This window comes from Providencia sp. PROV223, from assembly GCF_028479245.1.
Taxonomy (GTDB): domain Bacteria; phylum Pseudomonadota; class Gammaproteobacteria; order Enterobacterales; family Enterobacteriaceae; genus Providencia; species Providencia rettgeri.
Genome location: NZ_JAMPNG010000009.1, coordinates 30,446 through 54,349, shown reverse-complemented (window position 1 = coordinate 54,349; position 23,904 = coordinate 30,446). Strand labels below are relative to the sequence as shown.

Sequence of the window (23,904 nt, the reverse complement as noted above, 5' to 3'; positions counted from 1 at the left end):
TAAAAAATAAACATATTATAAATAAACTCCGCAAAATAAAATTTTTACCAAGAGCATCGGCGGAATTATAATGAGAAAAACTTTTATTTCAGCATCAATGACTTTATTGCCATTCATATTCATGAATACTCTAACAGCTAAAACTAATATTTTAGAATTAGAGAAAAACATTATTGATACAAGAGGTGTATGGCTTGAAGACATTAAAAATAATATTATTAATAATACGCCTAAAGAAGGCAGCGAAGTTGCTGAGCAAGATAGGCTTATTAGTAACGAATACATCAATATCACTGGTGAGCGGGAAAGTTTAGCACTCGCAGATAAATCCCAAGACTCAGGTTATTTATTTAACAGTTATCAAACGATACTGTTTGGTAAACATGATATTAATCTAAGAGATCATAACCAATATAAAGCAATCAGCTTATTACATGATACAAGTACTCGTGCCTATGATGAAAAAAAACAACGTACTAGGTCAATTGATTTTATTCTAAAAGATCATTTTAAACGCGGTCGTCCTTATCAAGTATTGGATGAAGAAGGTCACTATATTGCAGGCTATTCACAAATACAGGGCTCATCTTACCCTAGTGGCCATACGTGGAATGGTTTTAAGCAAGCTGCGGTATTGGCGATGATTTTTCCTGAAAAAGGCAGTGAAACTTTCAATCGAGCTATTGAATATGGTGAAAGCCGTGTGATTGTTGGCGCACACTTTGCCACTGATACAATCGCTTCTCGTGTAGGTAATTATTATTTATTGTCACAGCTCCTATCCGATGAGAAAAATACCAAATTCATTGTTGATTCGGCAAAAAATATTCGTAATGATATTTCATCATCATGTTCAAATAACATACTAAATTGCCTAACAGCTTCTACTCCTATAACCAATGACCACATGGGTTATTATGGAAAAAAAGAAATACAAAATATATCAATGATCGAGCCTAAAAATATACCTAAAACGGCAGGTTATTTACTTCGATTACGTTTCCCTTACTTGAATAATGCACAATGGGATCATATTTTAGCCAGTACCGCATATCCAAGCCAATCAATTGCAGGTTGGAATATCAAAGAAAATGACCCAAACTCCTATTGGGGATTAATTAACTTACCTGCGGCTCATCAGGGTCCCTCTTATTTATATGAAAATTTTATCATTAATCAAGATACTAATGACTTTGATATTGCCAATTTTGGAAAGTTAGATGAATGGAAAAATAATATTCAAGGGACTGGAAAGTTAACGAAACAAGGCCAAGGGACATTAGTATTGTCAGGTAATAATACCTTTGCTGGCTTCACAGTAAATCAAGGCCATTTAGTCTTAACCGGCGAAAATAAATATTCGCAAAAATCCGACATTAATGGCGGAATGGTTACCCTTAAAAAACACTTAGACTCCGCAGTTGATATCCAAAAAGGAACGTTAGTTCTAGATGATGGAAAAATCGGTGCTTCTGTTAATATTAACCGCCACGGTTTACTTATGGGCAATGGAAGCATTCGACAATTAACCGCCAACCAAGGTGCTGCCGTTGCACCCGGCCACTCAATTGGCACAATTAACATTGTTGATTCTGTGACTTTTGCTCCGGGCAGCCATTATGTGGTTGAAATCAATCCAGCAGGTCAAAACGATCAGATCATCAGCCAAGGCTCTGCTTCATTAAAAGGCGGTACCGTCAGTGTCACTCTTGAAAATCATAATAGTCCGCTCTCTAAACAAGATATCAACCGCTTATTTAATACAGAATATACAATATTAAGTGCTCAAAAAGGGGTTGATGGCCAATTTGATGGCGTTGTGCCTAATTACCAGTTTATTGGAACGACACTAAATTACACTCCCAAAGAAGTCACTCTTAAAATAGGGCGTAATAACACTGCATTTTCTAGTGCAGCTGCAACGCAAAACCAAATCGCCGTGGCTAAGGCTATTGAAACGCTTCCTACGTACCATACGCTTTATGACCGCACATTGAAAAGCCAAACAAAACAACAAGCTCGAGCAATATTTCACGATGTCACTGGGCAAATATACGCTGACATATTATCCAACCAAATAAATAATAGCCGTCAGATTAAAGAGGCACTCCTTGATCAAGCTCGATTGTCTGAATCATGGAGTAGCGAAAACAAGGGCAATGTATGGGCAAAAATGCTCTATGATTGGGATAAAACAACTGGCGATAACAATGCCTCTGGGTATCAATCATCAAATTATGGTCTATTGCTTGGGGCAAATAGACGTTTTATTAACGACAAAATGACTTTCGGTATCGCCGCAGGCTTTAGCCAAAGTGACTTATCTGGCCATCTTGACCACGGTAATAGTAATAACTACCATGCTGCCATTTATGGTAGCGCTTTATGGCAGCCGCTTGCGGTTCGTGCAGGGCTTAGTCACACTTCACACCTCATTCATACTGAACGTACAATCAGTAATGGTACGAGTCACTCTGCAAGCTATTACACTAATACCCATCAGGCATTTATGGAGCTGGCCTATCCAATCCAATCAAATTGGATGAATATTGAGCCATTTACCAATTTCACTTATATTAGTGCGATGAACCATGCAATTAATGAGAATATTAGCAGCACATCACTGCAGGCGCGTAAGCAACGCATCAATACAACGCTTTCAACTGTTGGGCTACGTCTTGATAATCAATGGAAACTAGGTAAAACATCAAATATTGGTTTGCATGGTGAGCTTAACTGGCAATATCAATATGGGAATCTGAATAGAGGTATAAAACTGAATTTTTCCGATACCACGAGCTCATTTATGACACAAAGTGTTCCTACATCACGCCATGGAATGGCATTAAAAGTCGGTACCGATATCAATATAAAAGAAAATACTAAGCTATCAATTAATTATAATAAATTTTTATCAAAAAATTATAGCGATAACAATATTGATGCCAAAATTGCGGTAACTTTCTAAATCAATATCTCACCTCCCCTCGCAAGTTGTGAGAGGCAGGTCATGACTAAACATCACGAGATTTTACAGTTTTTTACGCCATTATTTTGATTACCTTACCTTTTTTTATGTTATAAACGAACAATGTCTTAAGTTAATTAGATGTTAACTTATTATTTTTAATTGCCTCTATAACCTCAGGTAAGGTCAAAAATACTTAAAATAACACTATGATACGCCAAATTATTATTTTAATTTATGCATTATTGATATCTATAACTCCTGTGTTTTTCAGTGGAGATATTAGCAATATCGCGGATATTGCCATCGTAATTTCAGGAGCGCTGATAATACTGTTATGTGCAGGTATCTATCGTTTTTTGCTTGGCAAAATTTTCACGGTGTTTGTTTCACTCCTGTGGGCTCTCAATTTATCTGTTTCATTTTTCTTTTATCAAAAGCACGATATCCGCTTTTCTTCTTCGATTGCAGAAACTTTTATCAATACCAATAGCAGTGAAACGGTAGGAATGCTTTCCTATAACATTGGTTATGTTATATTTTATCTTTTTGTTTTTTCAGCTTATTTAGTATGTATTCATCAATGCGCAAAATACATGAATCGCCGTATCACAGCGATAAGTATGGCGCTAATTTGTGGCTATCTATTAGCCATTCCAGCCTATTACGCATCATTATTTAATAAACCTGATAGCGCGTTATTGATCACGGAAAAATACTTCTTAAATACTCCCTTCTACAATGCCGCGGCTTTAGTCAAAAACTTATATGAAAACCGGGGGATAAAAAAAATATCATCACAGAAAGTTGCTTTTAATTACCAGAAAAAAACCTCTGATACTGAAATCTATGTACTTGTCATCGGTGAATCATTACGCCGTGACCATATGGGCTTTTATGGCTATCAATATGATACAACACCTAATTTAAATCAGCGCAAATCTCAGATATTGGCGTTTCAACAAGCGTATTCTCCAGCACCAGTGACTATATTATCGGTTCCTATTTCACTGTCTAATATCCGCTTTGAGCAAATGCAGGATAAATCACACTATTCAGACAATATCATTTCATTGGCCAATCATGCGGGCTTTAAAACCTACTGGATCAGCAACCAAGGCAAAACCAATAAACGTACCAGTATCATTTCTGCTATTGCCTCTATGTCGCAAAAGAAAACTTGGAACGAATTTGTCGGCTATGACGAAGAGCTACAAGATGACTTCAAGAACGCTATCAATGACCCCACTGATAAGAAAAAACTTATTGTTTTACACACTTATGGTAGCCATGAACCAGCCTGTAACCGCTTTCCTGAAACTGAGCTAAAAACATTTAGTGGCCAAGAAGATGACGATTGCTACGACAGTTCAATTGCTTATACCGATAAATTTATCGAAAATCTTATGCAGCAACTCGAAGGTAAACCTGCAACTTTGATGTACTATTCAGATCACGCATTGCAACGCTTAGACAGTGATAACAATATTCACTACCATCATGGTGTTAACAACCCAAGAAAAGAAGCCTATGAAATCCCCTTGCTGATTTGGTACAGCCAAAGTGCGAGTAAACCAAGTATCAACCCAGAAAATTTGCAGTCCCCCTATTCTACAGCGAATAATTATTGGCTAATCAGTGATTGGCTTAATATACAACAAGGCGCAGAGCAAGCTTGCTTATCGCCTTTACGTAAATGTTATCAACCCAACAAAAATATTCAGGTAATCGATGGAAATCGAAATATTTTATCCATTAGTCAATTACCTTCAGAAACCATAGACCCACAATAAAACTCGATATTTTGCCAATATTTGCTCATAGTTAACAAATATGAATCCAGCTTACTTATCGAGTCGAGGTCTTAATGTTCGATTTAGTTTTTTTACGTGAATTACTGGTGTCTAGTGTTCACGTACTCCAGTTACTTTTAGAAGCTATTTCAGTCATCTGCGTGGTGATTGGGTTAGTAAAGACCCTGATAGTCTGGATACGCACCCAGAAATCACGTAAGGCTCGTTATTGTTTTGGTGATTGGTTAGCAACTGCATTAGAGTTCCAGCTCGCTGCTGATATTTTAGCAACGACCGTCGACCCAGATTTAGATAGCCTTATCAAATTAGGTATCATTGCCGTGATCCGTACATTCTTAAACTACTTCTTAGCAAAAGAGTTAGAACATCAGCCTCCGCAGAATGACCCTGCTCGTCATTAATTTAGGCACAAAAAAACCTGCACATTTTAGTGTGCAGGTTAATATAAAATTACTGATTACAGTTCAGAAACTATAGCAAAATACGTAACATACGACGAAGCGGCTCAGCGGCGCCCCACAGTAATTGGTCACCAACCGTAAAGGCAGATAGGTATTCAGGGCCCATATTCAGTTTACGTAAGCGACCAACAGGGGTGCTAAGCGTACCAGTTACTGCCGCAGGTGTTAACTCACGCATGGTGATTTCACGGTCATTAGGAACTACTTTCACCCAGTCATTATGTGAGGCAAGTAATTGCTCAACTTCATTCAACGGAACATCTTTTTTCAGCTTCAATGTGAAAGCTTGGCTATGGCAACGCAACGCACCAATACGTACACATAAACCATCAACAGGAATAATATGACTTCCTGTCGCAAGAATTTTGTTAGTTTCTGCTTGGCCTTTCCACTCTTCGCGGCTTTGGCCGTTTTCTAATGCTTTATCAATCCATGGGATCAGGCTACCTGCTAATGGTACGCCGAATGCATCCGTTGGCATTGTGCCACTACGAGTGAAGTCTGTGACTTTTTTCTCGATATCTAAAATAGCTGAGGCCGGGTCTTGGAGTTCTTTAGCAACTTGTGTGTGCAAAGACCCCATTTGAGCCAGAAGCTCACGCATATTACGTGCCCCAGCCCCTGATGCCGCTTGATACGTTGCCACAGATGCCCATTCCACTAAATTATTAGTGAACAGCCCACCTAAAGACATCAACATCAAACTTACCGTACAATTCCCACCGACAAAGGTCTTAATGCCTTTATTTAAGCCGTCTTGGATATGTTGGTTGTTCACAGGATCAAGAATAATAATCGCATCATCTTTCATACGTAATGAAGACGCAGCATCAATCCAATAGCCATTCCAACCTGATTCACGAAGTTTAGGATAAACTTCGTTGGTGTAATCGCCACCTTGGCAGCTAATAATGATATCCAATGCCTTTAGCGCATCAATATCAAAAGCATCCTGTAAAACACCACGATGACCACCGTAGACAGGGGCTTCTTCACCCTGTTGTGATGTGGTAAAGAAAACAGGATGAATCGCATCAAAATCACGTTCTTCTACCATTCTCTGCATCAATACTGAGCCGACCATTCCTCGCCAGCCAACAAACCCGACATTTTTCATTTTTACTCACCCTGTTCGTTTAAATTTTCACCAAAAAATTTCCAGTTCCGACTTTACAACATGGATACTGTCATTTTTGTCATTCACCCAAATTGAAACTAGAAATTTTTCGGATGTATCTTGCGTTATATCATTCGAGTTGCAGGTAAGCGACAAGTGAAGAGAGTCCGATGAGCATACATATGTATGTGATTCGTCAGTCTGAGCGCAGTCAACACCCATGCAACTTGAAGGATGATAAGTATAAACTTGACAAAATATGCACCAGTGCGCAAGTGAATTTCATCACTAATAATAAGAAGATTAGTAATCATGCTAATAATCGAAGAAATCAGTGGATAAAAAACAAATAAAAAAAAGCCACGGCAGAGAGCAATAATCTGCAATGGCTAAGCAAATAAAATATAAAGCGATACAGGAAAAATTTTATAATTATGTGTGAATCAAATAGCTAGCGTTTTTTCTTACAACCTTGCACCGCTTTAAAGCGCGGGTTTGTCTTGCATATCACATACACTCGACCACGGCGGCGAACAACTTGGCAATCTGGATGACGGGTTTTTGCCGTTTTTAATGAACTCAGTACTTTCATCTTTATTTACCCTCTGACTGTAAAAAACGACCAAAACGCTTCTGGAACTGTGCCGTTTTACCTTCCTGAGAAATCATTTTCTGTTTACCGGTATAAAACGGATGTGACTGAGAAGAAACATCAAGCGTGACATATGGAAATATTTCACCTTCATATTCAATTGTTTTTTCAGTCTTTATTGTTGATCCTACTTTGAAATAGGCATCAGCACTTGTGTCATGAAAAACCACGGTACGGTATTGTGGATGGATCCCCTGTTTCATAATAACCACCTAAATGTAATGTTATAATATAACAATAACTCATTTAAAATAGTGGTGCAATTATTTTTTATTCAAAAATATTTAAGACGAAAAACGATGAAAAAATTTCACATAAAAAATAAATACCAAAACAGTAATTTATCCTCCAATGAACTTTTGTATAATTAGATTAGTAGATTCCATCATTTATTATTTATCAAATAGATACATTATCTTTTTAATAAATAAACCATTAGGGGAAGATGAAAATGTATTACGGCTTTGACATGGGCGGGACAAAAATTGAACTTGCCGTCTTTGACAACGAACTAAATCAGGTCTGGCAAAAACGTGTCCCCACACCTAAAGATGATTACCAAACGCTCTTAAATACGTTTCTCGAACTCACACTGGAAGCAGATGAAAAATTTAACTGCCAAGGAAAAGTGGGTGTTGGTGTTCCTGGTATCGTAAACCACGCTGAAGGAACCGTTTTTACAACCAATGTCCCTACCGCTCAATATAAGCCTTTAATTCATGATCTTGCTAATATATTACAGCGCCCAGTAAAAGTGGAAAATGATGCCAATTGCTTTGCATTATCAGAAGCTTGGGATCCTGATTTCAAACGCTATCCAACTGTACTTGGCTTAATTTTAGGTACCGGTGTAGGCGGTGGGTTCATTATCAATGGTAAAGTTTTATCCGGTAAAAATGGAATTGCAGGGGAAATAGGCCACATGAACCTCAGTGTTCGTGGAGCAAAATTGTTAGGGGAAAAAGTTCCTGAAATAACTTGCGGCTGTGGCCAAACTGCTTGCTTTGAAACCTACCTATCAGGCCCAGGTTTTGAGCGCATTTACTCCTCATTCACCAATGAAAAACGTTCAGCTATCGAAATTATCGAGCAATATAAACAAGGCGATATTCAAGCAAAAGAACATGTTAACCGCTATATGTCATTACTTGCGATGTTTATGGGGCAAATTGTCACTGTTTTTGACCCCGATTTAGTGGTGATTGGCGGAGGATTATCGCAGTTTGAAGAGATCTATAAACAACTACCAGAAGTGCTTCCACAATACCTCTATGGCATAGCGACATTACCAGCAATCGAAAAAGCACGTTATGGTGACTCTGGAGGCGCAAGAGGTGCTGCATTCCTCAACTTGATAGACTAATCTTACTTTTTTGCGCTTCATAACGTTTTTCATCCATGAAGCGCGAATTTATCACTTTAATCTTATTTATTTTCCCCATTTTGTACTTTAAACACGCTTATTATAGTTGAGAATGATTATCATCAACTTAGTTATTAATGGTAAAATCCTATCTCATTAATGGCTTACTATTATTGATAACACTTTAGGAATAACTTCATCAAATAAAACTGGATAAACAACCAGTGCTATAAGAGACTTCAATAAATTAAAAGTGCTTATAGACTAGTCTGATACTGCTATTAATTAAAAAATATATTATTAAGCTAAATTATTTTATGGTGATAAATTAAACAAACATTCCTTTTCGCATAAGCTCAATAATGCATTAATAATAAAGAGAAAACCCTATGAGTTTGTTTTTCCATAACAGTTTGATGTTCCCAACAATTATCTTTAGTGGTTTACTAATCATTGTTTTATTTTATTGGTTATGTGCCGCTTTTGGCTTATTGGATATCGACGTATTTAATCTTGATACTGAATTTAATGCTGGTATTGATGCAACTGGTTTTGCTGGCTGGTTAACCAAGCTTGGCTTAGCCGGAATCCCTGTCACCATTATTGTCACACTATTTACTCTTTTTGGTTGGATAATCAGTTATTTCAGCGTACATGTCTTCATTCGCTTCATTGATACTGATTTATTACGCTATCTCGTCAGCTTCGCCGTTTTTGCGATCACCCTATTTATCTCTCTTCATTTAACCGCTTTGTGTTTAAAACCTGTGCGCAAAAAATTGGTGAGTCTCAATAAACCCAAAACAGTACAACAGCTTATTGGTAAATACGCCACTGTACGTTCGGGAACAGTAAGTGAACAAAATGGTGAGGCGCTATTAGAAGATGGTGGAGCTGGGTTAATTTTACAAATACGAGCGCCATCTTCCGAACAGTTAAAACGCGGTGATCATGTTGTCATCATTAGCTATGACGCAGCATCGCACAGTTATCAAGTTGTCAGTGAAAATGAATTTCGCCACGGATAACTTCTCTTTTTAAAAATAAATATCTTGCTTGCATAATCGAAATGACGTCATCGTCAGAACCAATGGAGAATCAATATGGACTTGGCTGCACTAATGCCCTTTTTAACAATTATCGGGGGGATCATCCTAGTTATTTTAGGGTTCTTTGGGTTATTCAAAGCCTTCTATATCAAAGTTCCACAAGGTACTGCTTTGATTGTCAATGACATGTCATCACAACCTAAAGTGCATTTTACAGGGGCATTAGTTTACCCTGTCATCTACAAAAAAGAATTCATGCGCATTTCATTGTTAACACTTGAAGTTGACCGTCGAGGTAAAGATGGATTGATTTGCCACGATAACTTACGTGCTGATATCACAGTTGCTTTCTATTTGCGTGTAAACGAAACGACGGAAGATGTCCTAAAAGTTGCGAAAGCTATCGGTGTTGACCGTGCATCAGACCATCAAGCAGTCAGTGCTTTATTCAGCGCAAAATTCTCTGAAGCCTTAAAAACAGTAGGTAAGCAACTGGATTTAGCGACCTTATTTGAAAACCGACAAGATTTCCGTGATCGCATTGTTGATGTGATAGGAAAAGATCTTAACGGCTATGCTCTTGAAGATGTGGCGATTGATTACCTAGAACAAACACCAAAATCAGCGTTAGACCCAAACAATATCTTTGACTCCGAAGGTATTCGTAAAATTACTGAAATCACTGCGATTCACAATATTGAAACCAACCAAAAAGAACGTGACCAAGAGCTGGCTATTCAAAAGAAAAATGTTGAAACTCGCGAAGCAAGTTTGGCCCTAGAGCGCCAACAAGCCGATGCCGAAGCGCGTCAAAAACGTGAAATTGATAATATTCGTGCGCGTGAACAAGCTGAAACTTTACGTGTTCAAGAAGAAGAACGTCTAAAATCAGAACAAGCTCGTATCCAAACTCAGCAAGAGATTGAAATTCGTGAAGAAAACCGCATGCGCGAAGTTGAAGTCGCCCAACAAAATCGTACTCGTGCAGTCGCCATCGAAGAAGAACGAGTGAGCCGCGCACGTGAGCTCGAAATTGTTGCCCGTGAAAGAGAAGTTGAATTACAGCGTATAGAAAAAGAAAAAGCTCTCGAAGAAGAACGTAAAAATATCTCCAACGTTATACGTGAACGTGTAGCCGTTGAAAAAACCGTGGCACAAGAAGAAGAACGAATCAAAGAAGTTCGTGAAATATCTGAAGCTGAACGCATGCGCCAAGTCACCGTGATTAACGCACAAGCAGAAGCCGAAGAATCATTAGTTCGCCAAGTGAAAAAAGCCGAAGCGGATGAGGCCAGTGCTAAGCACCGTGCAGAAGAAATAAGCACCATGGCACAAGCAGAGTTAGAAGCATCGGCAAAACAAGCTGAAGCCAAAAAACGCTTAGCTGAAGGAGTAGAAGCCGAACACGCGGCATTAGGTTTAGCAGAAGCTCGAGTTCGCCAAGCAACCGCAGAGGCAGAAGAAAAAGAAGGGCTTGTTCTTGCCAATATTACGGCTGAGAAACTGTTAGCAGAAGCTCGTGGGCTGAAAGAAAAAGGCTTAACGGAAGCTCAAGTAATGGAAGCCAAAGCCAAAGCAGAACAACAACAAGGGTTTGCTGAGGCAAAAATCCTTGAGGAGAAATTAGCCGCCCAAGCTCGTGGTGAAGAACAACAAGCAAATGCCAAAGAAAAACTAGGCTTGGCTGATGCGAAAGTACTGGAAGAAAAACTGGCAGCACAAGCTCGAGGGGAAGGCCAATTAGGTTCGGCACAAGCAGAGGTTATCCGCCAACGCCTGAAAGCTGAAGCCGATGGTTTAACTGACAAATTTAAATCAATGGATCACCTCAGTGATACCGCTCGTTCTCACGAAGAGTTCCGCATGCGCCTTGAGAAAGAGTTCGAACAAGCCATGGCCTCTATCGACGCTAATAAAGAAATTGCCCGAGAGCAAGCTGATGTATTGGCTGCAGCACTTAGCAAAACTAATATTGAAATTGTGGGTGGCGATGGCAGCTTCTTCAATACTTTCTCTAAGGCACTAAGCCTCGGCAAAGCCGTTGATGGTTTTATGGATAAAAGCAGCTTTGCAAAAGAAAATGTAGAAAAACTCATTAATCGTAGCAAAGAAGACAAAAAAGTTGATATTGCCACATTATTGAAAAATCCTGAAGTTCAAGATCTTATAAACGGTTTTATGGCAGCTAAAGGGGCTAATCAGCCAGCAAAAAATGTCATATCAAAACCGATTCCACCAACGGATGACCAACTGTAAACCTTTGGTACATTGGGGTAGTGAACCTACCCCTCATTGTTTTCCATTTTTATTGTCTTAGTTAAGGGAATTCGCTGCGCAATGTCAGATATTCAGGATACGGATCGCGAACAAGAAATACTCGATAGTGCCGTTGCAGAAGGTGGTGCTTATGAAATATTACGCAAACGCCTGACCGACCAAGGGCAACAACTTCATCAAAAAGCTGCACAACTCAATGAAATGCGGTTAGATGAATTCGGCCAAAGCCAAATGGATATTATTGGTCGCATTCGCATTCGTACTGAAAATAATTGCCAAGCAAGGGATATTGTCCGCGTAGGTAAATGGCTTTTATTTGGCTATAATGTCTTCCTCGGCCTGAAAAAAGAGACACACCTCGAAGATGTGTTTTCACTATATCGGTTAATTGAAAACGACGATGAATTTGATGTTGAAGCTGTCCCTTATGAAGATACCTTCTTAAGCAATAATCGCTTTGTTCAAGATTTCACTGAACTCTATACCTACTATAAGAACACACAGTTACTGCAACTTGTTGAACGGGACGGCAAACTTCTTGCTAGTTTTCAAATTGGCGATCGCATCACGGACGTGCGAGTTTTTCGCTGGTCAATCTCCAGCGACAAGCGCAAAATTGAGTATATTGATAACCGGGGTGAACGCGATATTGCCCTCCCTCCAGCCTATGACTTTGAATGGCAAAAAACCACACGAGAAGACACTGTTAACGGTCGATACCCTCACATCAATATTCTTGACACTGTATTCATTGAAACTATCGGCGGTGATCTAACCATAAAGTGTGAAAATAATACTGAAGACGGTTTAGGGATTTACCGAGAGGCGGTTCTTGATAAAAACCAATCACTAGACGACGCGCAAATTGAATATGCACAAACCGGCAGTTTAATTATCCTAAAAGTATTACCTTATCGGGAAGAAACTTGGCGTTACTTAGTTTACAACACGCTATCTCAATCAGTACAACGCATTGATGCCATCGGGCAAGCTTGTGTCCAGTTACCAGAAGACCACGGCATTATTTTTCCTGGCGGCTATTACTTACAAAATGGTGACTATAAAACGTTTGAACAACCTATGGATGGAATGCGTTTTCGCCGTTTGCGCCGCTCTCCGAATGGGGAAGATGTTCTATATGTTTTTTATTCACCAAATCAAGGGCGCATAGCTCTATTCAATTATAATTTAATTGAACGAACACTTTCAATTCCACTCATTGGCCATGGTTACGCCATGCTTGAAGATGGAAAAATGGTACTATTTGAAGGTGAAGGGGAAGAAGCGACTCGCGTTCACCCTATGCAAGTTTGGCAAACCCCGTTTTACTCAGAAGAATTTGCCGATCAACAGCCGACTCGTAGCGGTTTTTTAGGACGTATAGGCAATGCAGACTTAGTTCGTGGTATTTCTGAAATATTACATGTTTCCAAAGAAATAGAAGGCAGCCAAATTTCTATCGCTCGCTACGAACAACTCAGCCAACAAGCAAAAAATTTACTGGATATTTATTACTGGTTTGGTGATGAGCAATGCCTTGGTATTGGCAAATTACTCAAAGAAATCACCCAAACCAGTGAACTGGTTCTTGATGAATATGAAAAGGTCGAAAGCATACGGCAGCAATCTGCCAAATCAATGAATGAGGCCATTAACCGCCAAAAATCACTGATTTCACTTACGTTGCCTGAAAGCTGGGCCGATATTCAACAATTTGTTGATGGCTTAAATGCCCTAAGTGCTCAACGCGGGCACTTGATTTCACTACGTGAATTTCGCTATATGGATTTAAAAAAGCTTAGCGAAATGGAAGCTGAAATAGAAAAAAATCAACAATATGTCTCACAAGAAACCGCTGTTTTCCTTGCGAGTGATAAAGCTTTACACCCCTTTAAAACACAGTTAACTGTTTTCGAAGAACAAATAGAAAAAGCCCAAAACAGTGCCCAGTTAGACATTCCCATGAAAGATATGGAAAAAATGTCTGCTGACTTAGATATGCTTTCAAACCTAATGGCTTCACTGAGTTTCAATGATGTCACACAACAAACTCACATTATTGATGCTATTTCGCAAATCTATGCTCAACTAAACCAATCCCGAGCCCGCTTACAACAAAAACGAAAATCACAAAGCAGTGTGGAAACTGTCGCACAATTTGGTGCTCAATTCCGGCTGTTTAGCCAAGGCATTACCAATGCACTGTCTCTTGCCACTGACCCTGAACGTTGTGATGATCAGCTATCAAGATTACTCGTTCAGTTAGAAGAGCTCGAAAGCCAATTTAGTAGTCATGATGAATTTCTTGATGATATCTTATCTAAACGGGAAGAATTACTCGAAACCTTTGAATCTCATAAACAAGTTCTTATTGATGACCGCCAACGACGTGCACAAAATTTAGCCACAGCAGCCGATCGTCTACTAGACAGCCTGCAACGACGAACAACTCGTTTACAGTCTCAAGATGAACTCAATGCCTTCTTTGCTTCCGACCCTCTCGCAATTAAAACGCGTGAAATCATTGAAAAATTAAGGGAAATTAACGATAACGTTAAAGCTGATGATATTGATGCACGACTCAAATCCTCTCGGGACCAAGCCATTCGAGTTTTACGCGATAAAACAGATATTTTTGAAGATGGTGGGAATGTCATTAAACTCGGGCGCCACCGATTCAGTGTCAATACCCAAGAGCTAGACCTCACCATTTTACCGAAAAATGAACAACTATGGGTTTATCTCACAGGGACAGATTTCCAAGAACCAATAGAAAATGAACGACTATCACAGCTCAAACCCTATTGGAGCGCCTCATTAGAATCTGAATCTGATACGGTTTACCGCGCTGAATACCTTGCTTATTCAATTATCTATGCTGCAACAAAACGCCAAGAAGGGCTAGATTTTGACATACTAAAAAACGCGTTAGCATCAACGGAAAAACTTGAAAAGATTGTCCGTGATTTTGCAAATCCACGCTATAAAGAAGGTTATGAAAAAGGTATTCATGACCACGATGCCGTTGCTTTACTGAAAAAACTAATTCCAATCGGTGAAAGTGCAGATTTATTACGGTATAGCCCAACAGCTCGTGCTATCGCAGCGATTTATTGGCAGCAAGTTCAAAACGATGATTTTCCTGCACTATGGCCTGAACGAGCAAGAACAGCCATGAATATTCACCAGTTATTCCATAATGACAATGCATTACTTGACCTACAAGCCGAAATTGAAGCTGGAGTTAGCTTGTTTTTGCAAGATAACCCCATTCAATGTCAAACCTATGAGCAAACTCAAGCTGCTGAATACCTTAGCTTTGCACTAGCAAGAACCCCGATAGAACTCGTCTATAGCAAATACGCGAGGGAGTTAGTTTTAGCACTCCAAAGCCGCTTAGAAGAGGCTCATATGTGGGTTGATTTTAATCGCTCACAACAGAACTTAGGGACTCGTTATGCCCAGCGCTGGTCATTAGTTCAAAACTGGTTACAAGGGCTGTGCTCGACCCCTGAATTTGCTCATCTTGTTCCATACATACCGGGTGCTATTGCCATTATTATCTTAGATAAAGTAGCTTCAGCACGCTTTAGTGAAGTTGATCTTTACTTTAAAGTTAACGGGTTACTTGGTGAACACCCGACTATTGAAAACCAAACTCTATCATTGAGCTTAGATAACTACTTCAGTCGGATGCGCGGACAACGGAAACGTTTTATTCCTGAATTTCGTCAATATCAATCCCTGCGCCAACAGATTGTTACTGAAGAGCGTAGCCGTTTAAAACTGCATGAATATAAAGCAAAACCATTAAGTTCTTTTGTGCGTAACAAGCTGATAAACGATGTCTATTTACCTATCATTGGCGATAATATGGCAAAACAAATTGGCGCTTTAGGGGAAGGTAAACGCACAGATCTCATGGGGCTACTATTAATGATTTCACCGCCCGGCTACGGTAAAACCACCTTAATGGAATATGCCGCTGATCGTTTAGGGCTCATTTTTATGAAGGTCAATGGCCCTGCACTTGGCCATGACGTACTCTCTCTTGACCCTGAACAAGCACCTAATGCAACAGCAAGACAAGAGTTAGAAAAACTCAATCTAGCCTTAGAAATGGGTAATAATGTCATGTTATACATCGATGATATTCAGCACACCCACCCTGAGTTTTTGCAAAAATTTATATCCTTATGTGATGGAACAAGGCGCATTGAAGGCGTTTGGAAAGGCAAAACCAAAACGTATGACATGCGGGGTAAAAAATTCTGTGTCGTGATGGCGGGTAATCCCTATACCGAGTCAGGGGAAGTTTTCCGAATTCCTGACATGCTTGCAAACCGTGCCGATATTTATAACCTTGGTGAAGTATTAGGGGGTATGGATGAAGCATTTGCTCTGAGCTATATCGAAAACAGCCTGACATCAAACCCAGTATTAGCCCCTCTTGCATTACGAGACCTGAACGACCTGTACTTATTTGTCGATAAATCAATGGGGAAATCTGTCTCTACCAACACCTTAAGTTACCCATATTCGGATGCGGAAATTAATGAAATTACTTCAGTAATCAGTAAATTAATCAAACTACGGAATGTTGTATTGAAAGTAAATCAACACTATATCGCCAGTGCTGCGCAATCCGATAAATACCGAACAGAACCTGCATTTCGCTTGCAAGGTAGCTACCGTAATATGAATAAACTCAGCGAAAAAGTCTCTTCTGTTATGAATGATGATGAACTGGAAAGGGTACTGGATGACCATTACCTTGGAGAAGCACAACTTTTAACGACTGGCGCAGAAGAAAACTTATTAAAACTTGCAGAGTTACGTGGCACGTTAACAGAAAAAGACGCAGCACGTTGGCAACAAATTAAGAAAGACTTTATGCGTAATAAGGCTCTTGGCGGTGATAATGCAGATATTGGTGATCGCGTTGTGGGGCAATTGGCCTCATTAGTCGAAAGTGTTCAAGCGCTTGGTAACCCCTAATGAACTATTTACAAGGGCATCCTCGCATTAAGCTATTAGTCTGTATTGTTGCAATTTTTATTATTGCTCAACTAATTAACAGTTTAACCGCGGGGGGACTCATTCAATTTGGTCTCATTCCTCGCACTGAATGGGGGTTATTAGGTATCTTCTTTGCCCCATTTATCCATGGCAGTTGGCAGCATTTAATCAGTAACTTACCCCCATTTATCATCTTAAGTACGCTATTACTGCATCGCACCATAAAAGCTTACGTATTGGCATCACTGTTTATCATCGTTGCTGGGGGTTTAGCTGTTTGGTTATTTGGCCGAAATGCAGTTCATATTGGTGCCAGTGGCTGGGTTTTTGGGTTATGGGGCTTACTCATCGCCCAAGGTTTTTTCCGTCGAAACTGGGTTGATATAGCTATCGCGTTATTAGTGCTATTCTATTTTGGCACAATGGCCAGCGGCTTGTTACCTACTCACTTATACATCTCAACAGAGTCACATATAGCTGGGGCTATTGCTGGAGTTATCTATGCATGGCTAAGTCATCATTACCATAAAAAAAACAGCAATCACTCACCTTAAAATAGTATCCAATACAGTTATGACACATTTTTTGTAATTTATTTAAATTTATGTATCCTTTTCTGTGATCGTGATTCACATATTAACAATTAACCATAAATTAACCATTTGTTAACAACACAATAGTGCTAGTCTCAAAAAAATAATAACAACATGAGACTCAATAAATGAAAAAACACCTCATCTCTACCGCTATTGTTTTAAGTTTAAGTTCACTACCACTCTCATCATTTTCTCAGTCAATTCAAATTAAAATTGAACGAGATAACTATGGTGTTCCTCACATCTATGCGAATGATACTTATAGCCTTTTCTATGGATATGGCTATGCTGTGGCACAAGACCGATTATTCCAAATGGAAATGGCTAAACGCAGTACCCAAGGAACAGTTTCCGAAGTGTTAGGTAAAGATTACATTTCTTTTGATAAAGAAATCAGAAACAACTATTGGCCTGATTCTATCCACCAGCAAATCACGCAATTATCCCCTAAAGAACAAGATATTTTGCAGGGTTATGCGGATGGCATGAATGCATGGATTAAACAAATCAATGCTAAACCGGATGACTTAATGCCTAAACAGTTCATTGATTATGATTTTTTACCATCCCAATGGACGAGTTTTGATGTTGCGATGATAATGGTCGGTACAATGGCAAACCGCTTTTCCGATATGAATAGTGAAATTGATAACCTAGCATTACTCACTGCGCTTAAAGATAAGTATGGTGAACAAATGGGAGTGGCGTTTTTTAACCAAATTAATTGGCTTAATAACCCCAACGCACCAACAACAATCTCATCAGAAGAATTCACCTATTCAAATTCACAAAAAACAAAAAATATAGCGCAATTGAATCAAATTAGTGATTACCGACTTACTGCTCCCATGTTTGAACGCACGGCAAAAGATGCAACAGGAAAATTAATAGCGCTTTCTTCCCAGGAAAATAATGCGTTAATCGCTAAACAATATGAACAAAGCGGTGCTAATGGCCTAGCAGGGTATCCAACCACCAGTAATGTTTGGCTTGTTGGAAAAACAAAAGCGTCTGGCGCAAAAGCCATTTTACTTAATGGCCCACAGTTTGGTTGGTTTAACCCTGCCTATACATACGGTATAGGGTTACATGGAGCCGGGTTTAATATTGTTGGAAATACACCGTTTGCTTATCCCGCTATTTTATTCGGTCATAATGGGCAAATTTCTTGGGGCTCTACAGCGGGTTTTGGTGACGGCGTTGATATTTTTGCAGAACAAATTTCACCTGAAGATCCAAATAGCTACTTCCACCAAGGGCAGTGGAAACAAATGCTATCGCGCCAAGAGACATTAAATGTAAAAGGTGAAAAACCCATTACTTTTGAAGTATACCGCACTGTGCATGGTAATGTAGTCAAGCGTGATAATACCACTCACACCGCATACAGCAAAGCTCGCGCATGGGATGGCAAAGAGCTTACATCCTTAATGGCTTGGGTAAAACAAGGGCAGGCGCAAAACTGGCAGCAATGGCTAGACCAAGCACAAAACCAAGCACTGACGATTAATTGGTATTATGCGGATAAAGACGGAAATATTGGTTATGTACATACCGGGCACTACCCTAAACGCCAAACTAACCATGACCCCCGTTTACCCGTATCAGGCACGGGAGAATGGGACTGGAAAGGGATGCAGCCCTTTGCAAATAATCCTAAAGTCTATAATCCCAAATCCGGTTACATCGCTAACTGGAATAACTCCCCAGCTAAAAATTATCCTGCTAGCGACTTATTTGCCTTCTTATGGGGAAGTGCAGATAGAGTAACAGAAATCGATAACCGCATTGAGGCCTATGATAAGTTAACAGCTGATGATATGTGGACGATTTTACAGCAAACTAGCCGTGTCGACCTCAATCATCGCTTATTTACCCCATTTTTAGCTCAAGCGACACAAGGTTTGCCGTCAAATGACAATACCGTCAAATTAGTCTCCTTGCTCCAACAGTGGGATGGTATAAACCAGTTATCAGGTGATGGAAAACACTATGTTCATCCAGGGTCTGCAATCCTCGATATTTGGTTAAAAGAAATGCTTAAAGCCACTCTAGGCCAAACGATCCCCGCACCATTTGATAAATGGTATCTAGCAAGTGGTTATGAAACGACACAAGAAGGCCCTACAGGGTCTTTAAATATCAGTACAGGCGCAAAATTACTGTATGAGTCTCTCTTAGAAGATAAATCGCCAATACCCCAGCCTATCGATCTATTTTCAGGACAATCGCGGAATGATGTAATCAGAAAAGCACTGAATGCGACCTACCAAAAAATGAGAGTAAAATACGGTGATAACCCAGCTAATTGGCAAACACCCGCCACAGCATTAACCTTCCGTGAAAATAATTTCTTTGGTGTGCCACAAGCCTTACCTCAAGAAAATTTCCATCAAAATGAATACCATAATCGGGGAACTGAAAACGACCTAATTGTGTTTACCGAAAAAGGGGTGAGTGCATGGGACATTGTTGCTCCAGGGCAAAGTGGCTTTATTTCCCCGCAAGGAAAACCTTCACCTCACTACCAAGACCAACTCTCGTTATACCAGCAGTTTGGTAAGAAACCGTTATGGCTTGATAACGAAGAGCTAGCACCACATATAGAGTCAACTGAAACATTGATGATTGAGAGATAATACTATTACTAAACTAAATACCAAGCTGTCTTGGTATTTAGTTATTAACCTTTACACGATAGACACAACGCCCTGCGCCATTTAATAAGTACTGTTCACGCTCAATGCTAGCGTCATCACCCACAATATCACTGAACAACGCCAATTCCGAACGACAAAAATTTTGGCAAGCAGTGGCTGCGGCACAAATTGGACAATGGTTTTCGATAAACAACCAACTGTCATCATCTTGTTCAACCTTCGCCATATACCCTTCTTCGCTACGCACTTCAGCCAACGCCTCAAGCCGCTCAGCTAACGGTAAATTTTTACAACGCGCAAAATATTTTTCTCGGCTTTCCGCTTCCCTTTGGATAATCAGCTTCTCTAGTCCTTCATCACCAAAAATAGTACGAACAGAATCAATCAATTGAAGAGCAAGTTGCGCATGAGTATCCGGAAAACGTTGATGCCCCAGTTCTGTTAACACCCAATTTTGCCGAGGGCGCCCAGCCCCTGTTTGCGATAAGCACTGCGCCCCCTCAACTAACCCCAACGAAGTCAGTTTTTGAATGTGTTGCCTTGCTGCTTCCCCTGTCATATTTAAATCATTTGCGATCACTGCGGTAGAAATAGGCCCTTTAGTTTTGATACAAAAAAGAACCTTATCCACAGCCTGTGTTAAATTTAGATTATCAAAGTAATTACTTGCATTAATCATTATGCGACTCTATTATCCAAGCTATTACTTGGATAATACCTCTTTTTCCACCATTCCGTCTAGCGGGTCTCTCTATGAGCAATGAAACTTCAACCGTACCTCAAGCCAAGTGGGCTGATTTACTCAGTGGCGCCAACGCATTACTCACTATTGCCTTAACTGGCGGTGTTGCACTACATGCTATCAATATTTATATCGTAACAACCATATTGCCCAGTGTCGTTAACGATATTGGCGGCCTTGAATATTACGCATGGAATACCACTTTATTTGTGGCAACATCTATTGTCGGCTCAGCCCTTTCTAGTAAAGTATTAGACAGTTTTGGGCCTAAATTTTCTTATTTATTCGCGCTCATTCTATTTTCTTTAGGGTCTATTTGGTGCGCAGCTTCCCCATCAATGTTGGTATTACTAGGCGGGAGGGCATTACAAGGACTTGGTGGCGGTATTTTATTTGCTCTTAGCTATGCATTAATTCGCATTGTTTTTACTGAAAACTTATGGTCTCGAGCCATGGGTGTTGTTTCAGGTATGTGGGGAATAGCAACACTCTGTGGCCCTGCAATTGGTGGTATTTTTGCTGAAAGTGGCCACTGGCGTTGGGCGTTTTGGGCTTTACTTCCTGTCGCGGTTTTTCTAGCGCTCATTGTCATCAATCAACTCCCTAAAAAACAAACTCAAGCACCAAAAACCAGTAAAATTCCATTCTTAGCGATTTCTCTGTTAGTGATATCCGTTCTTGCTATCTCAATTGGAAGTTTGTCTGATAGTTTATTCATGAACCTAATTGGCTTGTTAATTGGCCTAGCCATACTGCTGACTATTGCTTTACTCGATGGTAAAAATGACAAACGTTTATTACCAACAGGAGCCTATTCACTCAAGAATCCCCTTGGCGTCATATTTTTAACCATGTGTTTGTTAGTTGGTGGCATGACAACCGAAATTTATGTCCCTTATTTCTTACAAACCATCCATCTGTTTTCTCCGCTCACAGCCGGTTATTTAACTGCAATAATGGCAGCGGGTTGGACCATTGGGGCACTCTTTAGTGCCAATAAAACGGGGGCTATTGTTATCCGAATTATTCGAACAGGCCCGTTCATCATATTTATTTCTTTAATTGTACTTGCTGTTCTAACGCATAATCAACAGCTTATCGAATCATGGCCATTGTTCGTTATTTATCTCATCGCCATGGCTGGGGTTGGTCTAGGAATTGGCGTGTGTTGGCCTCATCTCGTACTACGAGTTTTTAAGAATGCGCCAGAGGGTGAGGAAAATCTCGCATCATCTTCAATTATTACCATTCAATTGTATGCAACCGCGCTATCTGCCGCCTTAGTGGGAGTCGTCGTCAATAATAGCGGGTTAATTAGCCCCGGAGGGATCGCGGGAGCACAGCAAGCTTCAATCTGGTTATTTGCTCTATTTGCAATTAGTCCATTACTCGCAACCGTATTAATCCGCAAAATAAGATAAAAAAGTATAAGGGAGCAAAAGCTCCCTTCAGACTGCTGACAAACATATTATGTTTAGCAGCAAGTCTAATCGGTTTTGAAAATAAACTAGGAAAATCAATTTATTGATTTTCGGCTGATAACACAAAGCGGGAAAAACCACGCTTTTATCCCGCTTTGTCAACAACCTCAAGGGAGCAAAAGCTCCCTTTTTGAGGTCAAATCACCTAGTTTAGTTCGTTAATGCCTTTTTAGAGCGTAAAAAATAGGGCAGAACAATAATACTGATCAGCAAGACAAAAATAGTTGCCACCATCACCCCTAAGAAAGCATGATCAAAGGCAATATTGGCCTGATTTATCAACGCAGATGCATTATTTGCTGGTAGTGACTCAGAAACTAATAAGGCCTCATCAATACTATCATAAACTTTATCACTGACTGTTAAGCCTTCAGGTAATGAGAGTTTCAAAGTATAAATTGCACTCATTAGTCCCCCCATAAAGGTTACACCTAAGACACTGCCAATTTCATAAGCAATTTCTTCAATTGATGCTGCCATTCCTGCTTTTTCATCAGGGGCATTTAACATCACTGTCGTTGACGCCGTCGTGAATATCGCACCCAGGCCAAACCCAATAAGAAAGAGGAATGAAAGTAACAAAATACCTGTCGAAGTTTGGTACACCATCGTTAAACCAACGACACCAATTAACGTACAAGTAAACCCGAAAACAGTGAGTTTTATCTCACCAAATTTATGAAGGTACATACCTGCCAATGGTGCAGCTATCACTGAAGCCAATGGAATTGGAATGATATATAAAGCCGCTTCAAACGGAGTATAACCTAAAACCAGTTGCAGCCGTTGGCTGAGCAATAATTCAACACCAACGATAACCACGATAGATAACACAGCCATCATCAGCCCTGCATTGAATTTAGGATGCTTTAATAGCGTAAAATCAATCATTGGGGATATTGATTTAACTTGTCGATTTCTAAATACCACCAAAAAGAAAACACCAATAACGCCTGAAGCCCATACAGCAGGCCAGTCTGTATAAGGTTTTCCGAGCTCCTTCAACGCATAAATAACGCCAATTAAACCAATTAACACTAAAATGGAACCGAAAATGTCGATTTTTTTGTCGCTGTTACCACCACACTTAGGGATCAAGTAACACGCAAACGGAATAACCAATAAGACCACTGGGACATTAATTAAAAAAACAGAGCCCCACCAAAAGTGGTTAAGTAAGATACCGCCGATCAAAGGGCCTATTGCCGCTCCACCTGAAGCAACTGCCGACCATATTCCAATTGCTAACGCCCTTTCTTTCGGATCTAAAAAAACATGCCTGACAATAGCAAGGGTGGCAGGCATACTTAACGCTGCGCCAACAGCTAAAAAACCTCGAGACAAAATCAAACTTGTTGCTGTTGGTGAAAAAGCAGCACACAACGAGGCTAAACTAAATAACGGTAGCCCCAATAAAAACATTTGCTTGTGACCAACTTTATCACTTAGCATCCCTGCAGCAGGTAATAACCCAGCGACCACCAGTGGGTAAGCATTCATTATCCACAGTTTTTCAGATGACGTAGCGCCTAAATCATGGGTTAATTTAGGTAACGCGGTATACAGTACAGTGACATCAATAACGATAAGAAACAGTACACTTGAAACTAATAGAAGCACTATCCAGCGCTTATAATCGGTTAACATAAAATTCTCTCAATGAGTTTATTTGATCATGATTTTTGTGCTGATCGTGCTACAATAT

15 protein-coding genes are annotated in these 23,904 nt (G+C 39.8%); 10 read left to right on the top strand and 5 right to left on the bottom strand.

What is annotated here, in order from left to right:
• The first annotated feature begins 70 nt into the window (after positions 1-70).
• The 3 genes from PR767_RS11755 (at position 71) to PR767_RS11745 (ending at position 5,183) form a co-directional block, all read left to right on the top strand.
• Positions 71-2,968, top strand: a complete 2,898-nt coding sequence (locus PR767_RS11755; RefSeq protein WP_272520380.1) for an autotransporter domain-containing protein — start codon at positions 71-73, stop codon at positions 2,966-2,968.
• A 209-nt stretch (positions 2,969-3,177) separates the two neighbouring features.
• Entirely contained in the window at positions 3,178-4,761 is a 1,584-nt protein-coding gene (locus tag PR767_RS11750) for a phosphoethanolamine transferase (protein ID WP_196718930.1), read from the top strand.
• A 74-nt stretch (positions 4,762-4,835) separates the two neighbouring features.
• Positions 4,836-5,183 carry a DUF1622 domain-containing protein gene (locus PR767_RS11745; protein WP_004906795.1) on the top strand — a complete coding sequence of 116 codons (348 nt, stop codon included), beginning with the start codon at positions 4,836-4,838 and terminating at the stop codon, positions 5,181-5,183.
• Between the two features lie 70 nt (positions 5,184-5,253).
• Here the strand turns inward: PR767_RS11745 and asd are convergent, their stop codons facing one another.
• The 3 genes from asd to PR767_RS11730 all read right to left on the bottom strand — a co-directional run bounded on the left by asd (position 5,254) and on the right by PR767_RS11730 (position 7,215).
• Positions 5,254-6,360, bottom strand: coding sequence for an aspartate-semialdehyde dehydrogenase (gene asd / locus PR767_RS11740; protein WP_004906793.1), 1,107 nt, complete (start codon positions 6,358-6,360; stop codon positions 5,254-5,256).
• A gap of 451 nt (positions 6,361-6,811) precedes the next feature.
• Positions 6,812-6,952 (bottom strand): type B 50S ribosomal protein L36, encoded by a 141-nt coding sequence (gene ykgO / locus PR767_RS11735; RefSeq protein ID WP_004906789.1) that lies wholly within the window; start codon positions 6,950-6,952, stop codon positions 6,812-6,814.
• 2 nt (positions 6,953-6,954) lie between these two features.
• Complete coding sequence (locus PR767_RS11730; protein WP_004906261.1) at positions 6,955-7,215, bottom strand: type B 50S ribosomal protein L31; 261 nt, start codon at positions 7,213-7,215, stop codon at positions 6,955-6,957.
• 248 nt (positions 7,216-7,463) lie between these two features.
• Here PR767_RS11730 and nagK point away from each other — a divergent pair, with 248 nt between their 5' ends.
• The 6 genes from nagK (at position 7,464) to PR767_RS11700 (ending at position 19,955) form a co-directional block, all read left to right on the top strand.
• Positions 7,464-8,375 carry an N-acetylglucosamine kinase gene (gene nagK, locus PR767_RS11725; protein WP_094962017.1) on the top strand — a complete coding sequence of 304 codons (912 nt, stop codon included), beginning with the start codon at positions 7,464-7,466 and terminating at the stop codon, positions 8,373-8,375.
• A gap of 389 nt (positions 8,376-8,764) precedes the next feature.
• Entirely contained in the window at positions 8,765-9,403 is a 639-nt protein-coding gene (locus tag PR767_RS11720; RefSeq protein WP_196719893.1) for an OB-fold-containig protein, read from the top strand.
• Positions 9,404-9,478: 75 nt separating this feature from the next.
• Positions 9,479-11,680, top strand: coding sequence for a flotillin family protein (locus tag PR767_RS11715; RefSeq protein WP_109912545.1), 2,202 nt, complete (start codon positions 9,479-9,481; stop codon positions 11,678-11,680).
• A gap of 81 nt (positions 11,681-11,761) precedes the next feature.
• Positions 11,762-16,699: a DNA repair ATPase gene (locus PR767_RS11710; RefSeq protein WP_272520379.1), complete on the top strand. Its 4,938-nt coding sequence runs from the start codon at positions 11,762-11,764 to the stop codon at positions 16,697-16,699.
• Positions 16,699-17,274, top strand: a complete 576-nt coding sequence (locus tag PR767_RS11705; RefSeq protein WP_117162965.1) for a rhomboid family intramembrane serine protease — start codon at positions 16,699-16,701, stop codon at positions 17,272-17,274. The genes PR767_RS11710 and PR767_RS11705 overlap by 1 nt, the downstream gene beginning before the upstream one ends.
• Positions 17,275-17,441: 167 nt before the next feature.
• Positions 17,442-19,955 (top strand): penicillin G acylase, encoded by a 2,514-nt coding sequence (locus tag PR767_RS11700; RefSeq protein WP_272520378.1) that lies wholly within the window; start codon positions 17,442-17,444, stop codon positions 19,953-19,955.
• A gap of 37 nt (positions 19,956-19,992) precedes the next feature.
• Here the strand turns inward: PR767_RS11700 and PR767_RS11695 are convergent, their stop codons facing one another.
• The gene (locus PR767_RS11695; RefSeq protein ID WP_004906770.1) at positions 19,993-20,655 is read right to left on the bottom strand and encodes a helix-turn-helix transcriptional regulator; all 663 of its coding nucleotides are present in this window, start codon (positions 20,653-20,655) and stop codon (positions 19,993-19,995) included.
• 74 nt (positions 20,656-20,729) lie between these two features.
• Here PR767_RS11695 and PR767_RS11690 point away from each other — a divergent pair, with 74 nt between their 5' ends.
• On the top strand, positions 20,730-22,139 hold the full coding sequence (locus PR767_RS11690) for an MFS transporter (RefSeq protein WP_004906766.1): 1,410 nt from the start codon (positions 20,730-20,732) through the stop codon (positions 22,137-22,139).
• A 210-nt stretch (positions 22,140-22,349) separates the two neighbouring features.
• Here PR767_RS11690 and PR767_RS11685 read toward each other — a convergent pair whose 3' ends face one another.
• Positions 22,350-23,846, bottom strand: a complete 1,497-nt coding sequence (locus PR767_RS11685; RefSeq protein WP_272520377.1) for an MFS transporter — start codon at positions 23,844-23,846, stop codon at positions 22,350-22,352.
• Positions 23,847-23,904 lie beyond the last annotated feature (58 nt).

Bases quoted from the DNA above. Each gene is read 5' to 3' on its own strand.
- PR767_RS11755 (WP_272520380.1), top strand. From the start codon at position 71: ATGAGAAAAACTTTTATTTCAGCATCAATGACTTTATTGCCATTCATA.
- PR767_RS11750 (WP_196718930.1), top strand. From the start codon at position 3,178: ATGATACGCCAAATTATTATTTTAATTTATGCATTATTGATATCTATA.
- PR767_RS11745 (WP_004906795.1), top strand. From the start codon at position 4,836: ATGTTCGATTTAGTTTTTTTACGTGAATTACTGGTGTCTAGTGTTCAC.
- asd (WP_004906793.1), bottom strand. From the start codon at position 6,360: ATGAAAAATGTCGGGTTTGTTGGCTGGCGAGGAATGGTCGGCTCAGTA.
- ykgO (WP_004906789.1), bottom strand. From the start codon at position 6,952: ATGAAAGTACTGAGTTCATTAAAAACGGCAAAAACCCGTCATCCAGAT.
- PR767_RS11730 (WP_004906261.1), bottom strand. From the start codon at position 7,215: ATGAAACAGGGGATCCATCCACAATACCGTACCGTGGTTTTTCATGAC.
- nagK (WP_094962017.1), top strand. From the start codon at position 7,464: ATGTATTACGGCTTTGACATGGGCGGGACAAAAATTGAACTTGCCGTC.
- PR767_RS11720 (WP_196719893.1), top strand. From the start codon at position 8,765: ATGAGTTTGTTTTTCCATAACAGTTTGATGTTCCCAACAATTATCTTT.
- PR767_RS11715 (WP_109912545.1), top strand. From the start codon at position 9,479: ATGGACTTGGCTGCACTAATGCCCTTTTTAACAATTATCGGGGGGATC.
- PR767_RS11710 (WP_272520379.1), top strand. From the start codon at position 11,762: ATGTCAGATATTCAGGATACGGATCGCGAACAAGAAATACTCGATAGT.
- PR767_RS11705 (WP_117162965.1), top strand. From the start codon at position 16,699: ATGAACTATTTACAAGGGCATCCTCGCATTAAGCTATTAGTCTGTATT.
- PR767_RS11700 (WP_272520378.1), top strand. From the start codon at position 17,442: ATGAAAAAACACCTCATCTCTACCGCTATTGTTTTAAGTTTAAGTTCA.
- PR767_RS11695 (WP_004906770.1), bottom strand. From the start codon at position 20,655: ATGATTAATGCAAGTAATTACTTTGATAATCTAAATTTAACACAGGCT.
- PR767_RS11690 (WP_004906766.1), top strand. From the start codon at position 20,730: ATGAGCAATGAAACTTCAACCGTACCTCAAGCCAAGTGGGCTGATTTA.
- PR767_RS11685 (WP_272520377.1), bottom strand. From the start codon at position 23,846: ATGTTAACCGATTATAAGCGCTGGATAGTGCTTCTATTAGTTTCAAGT.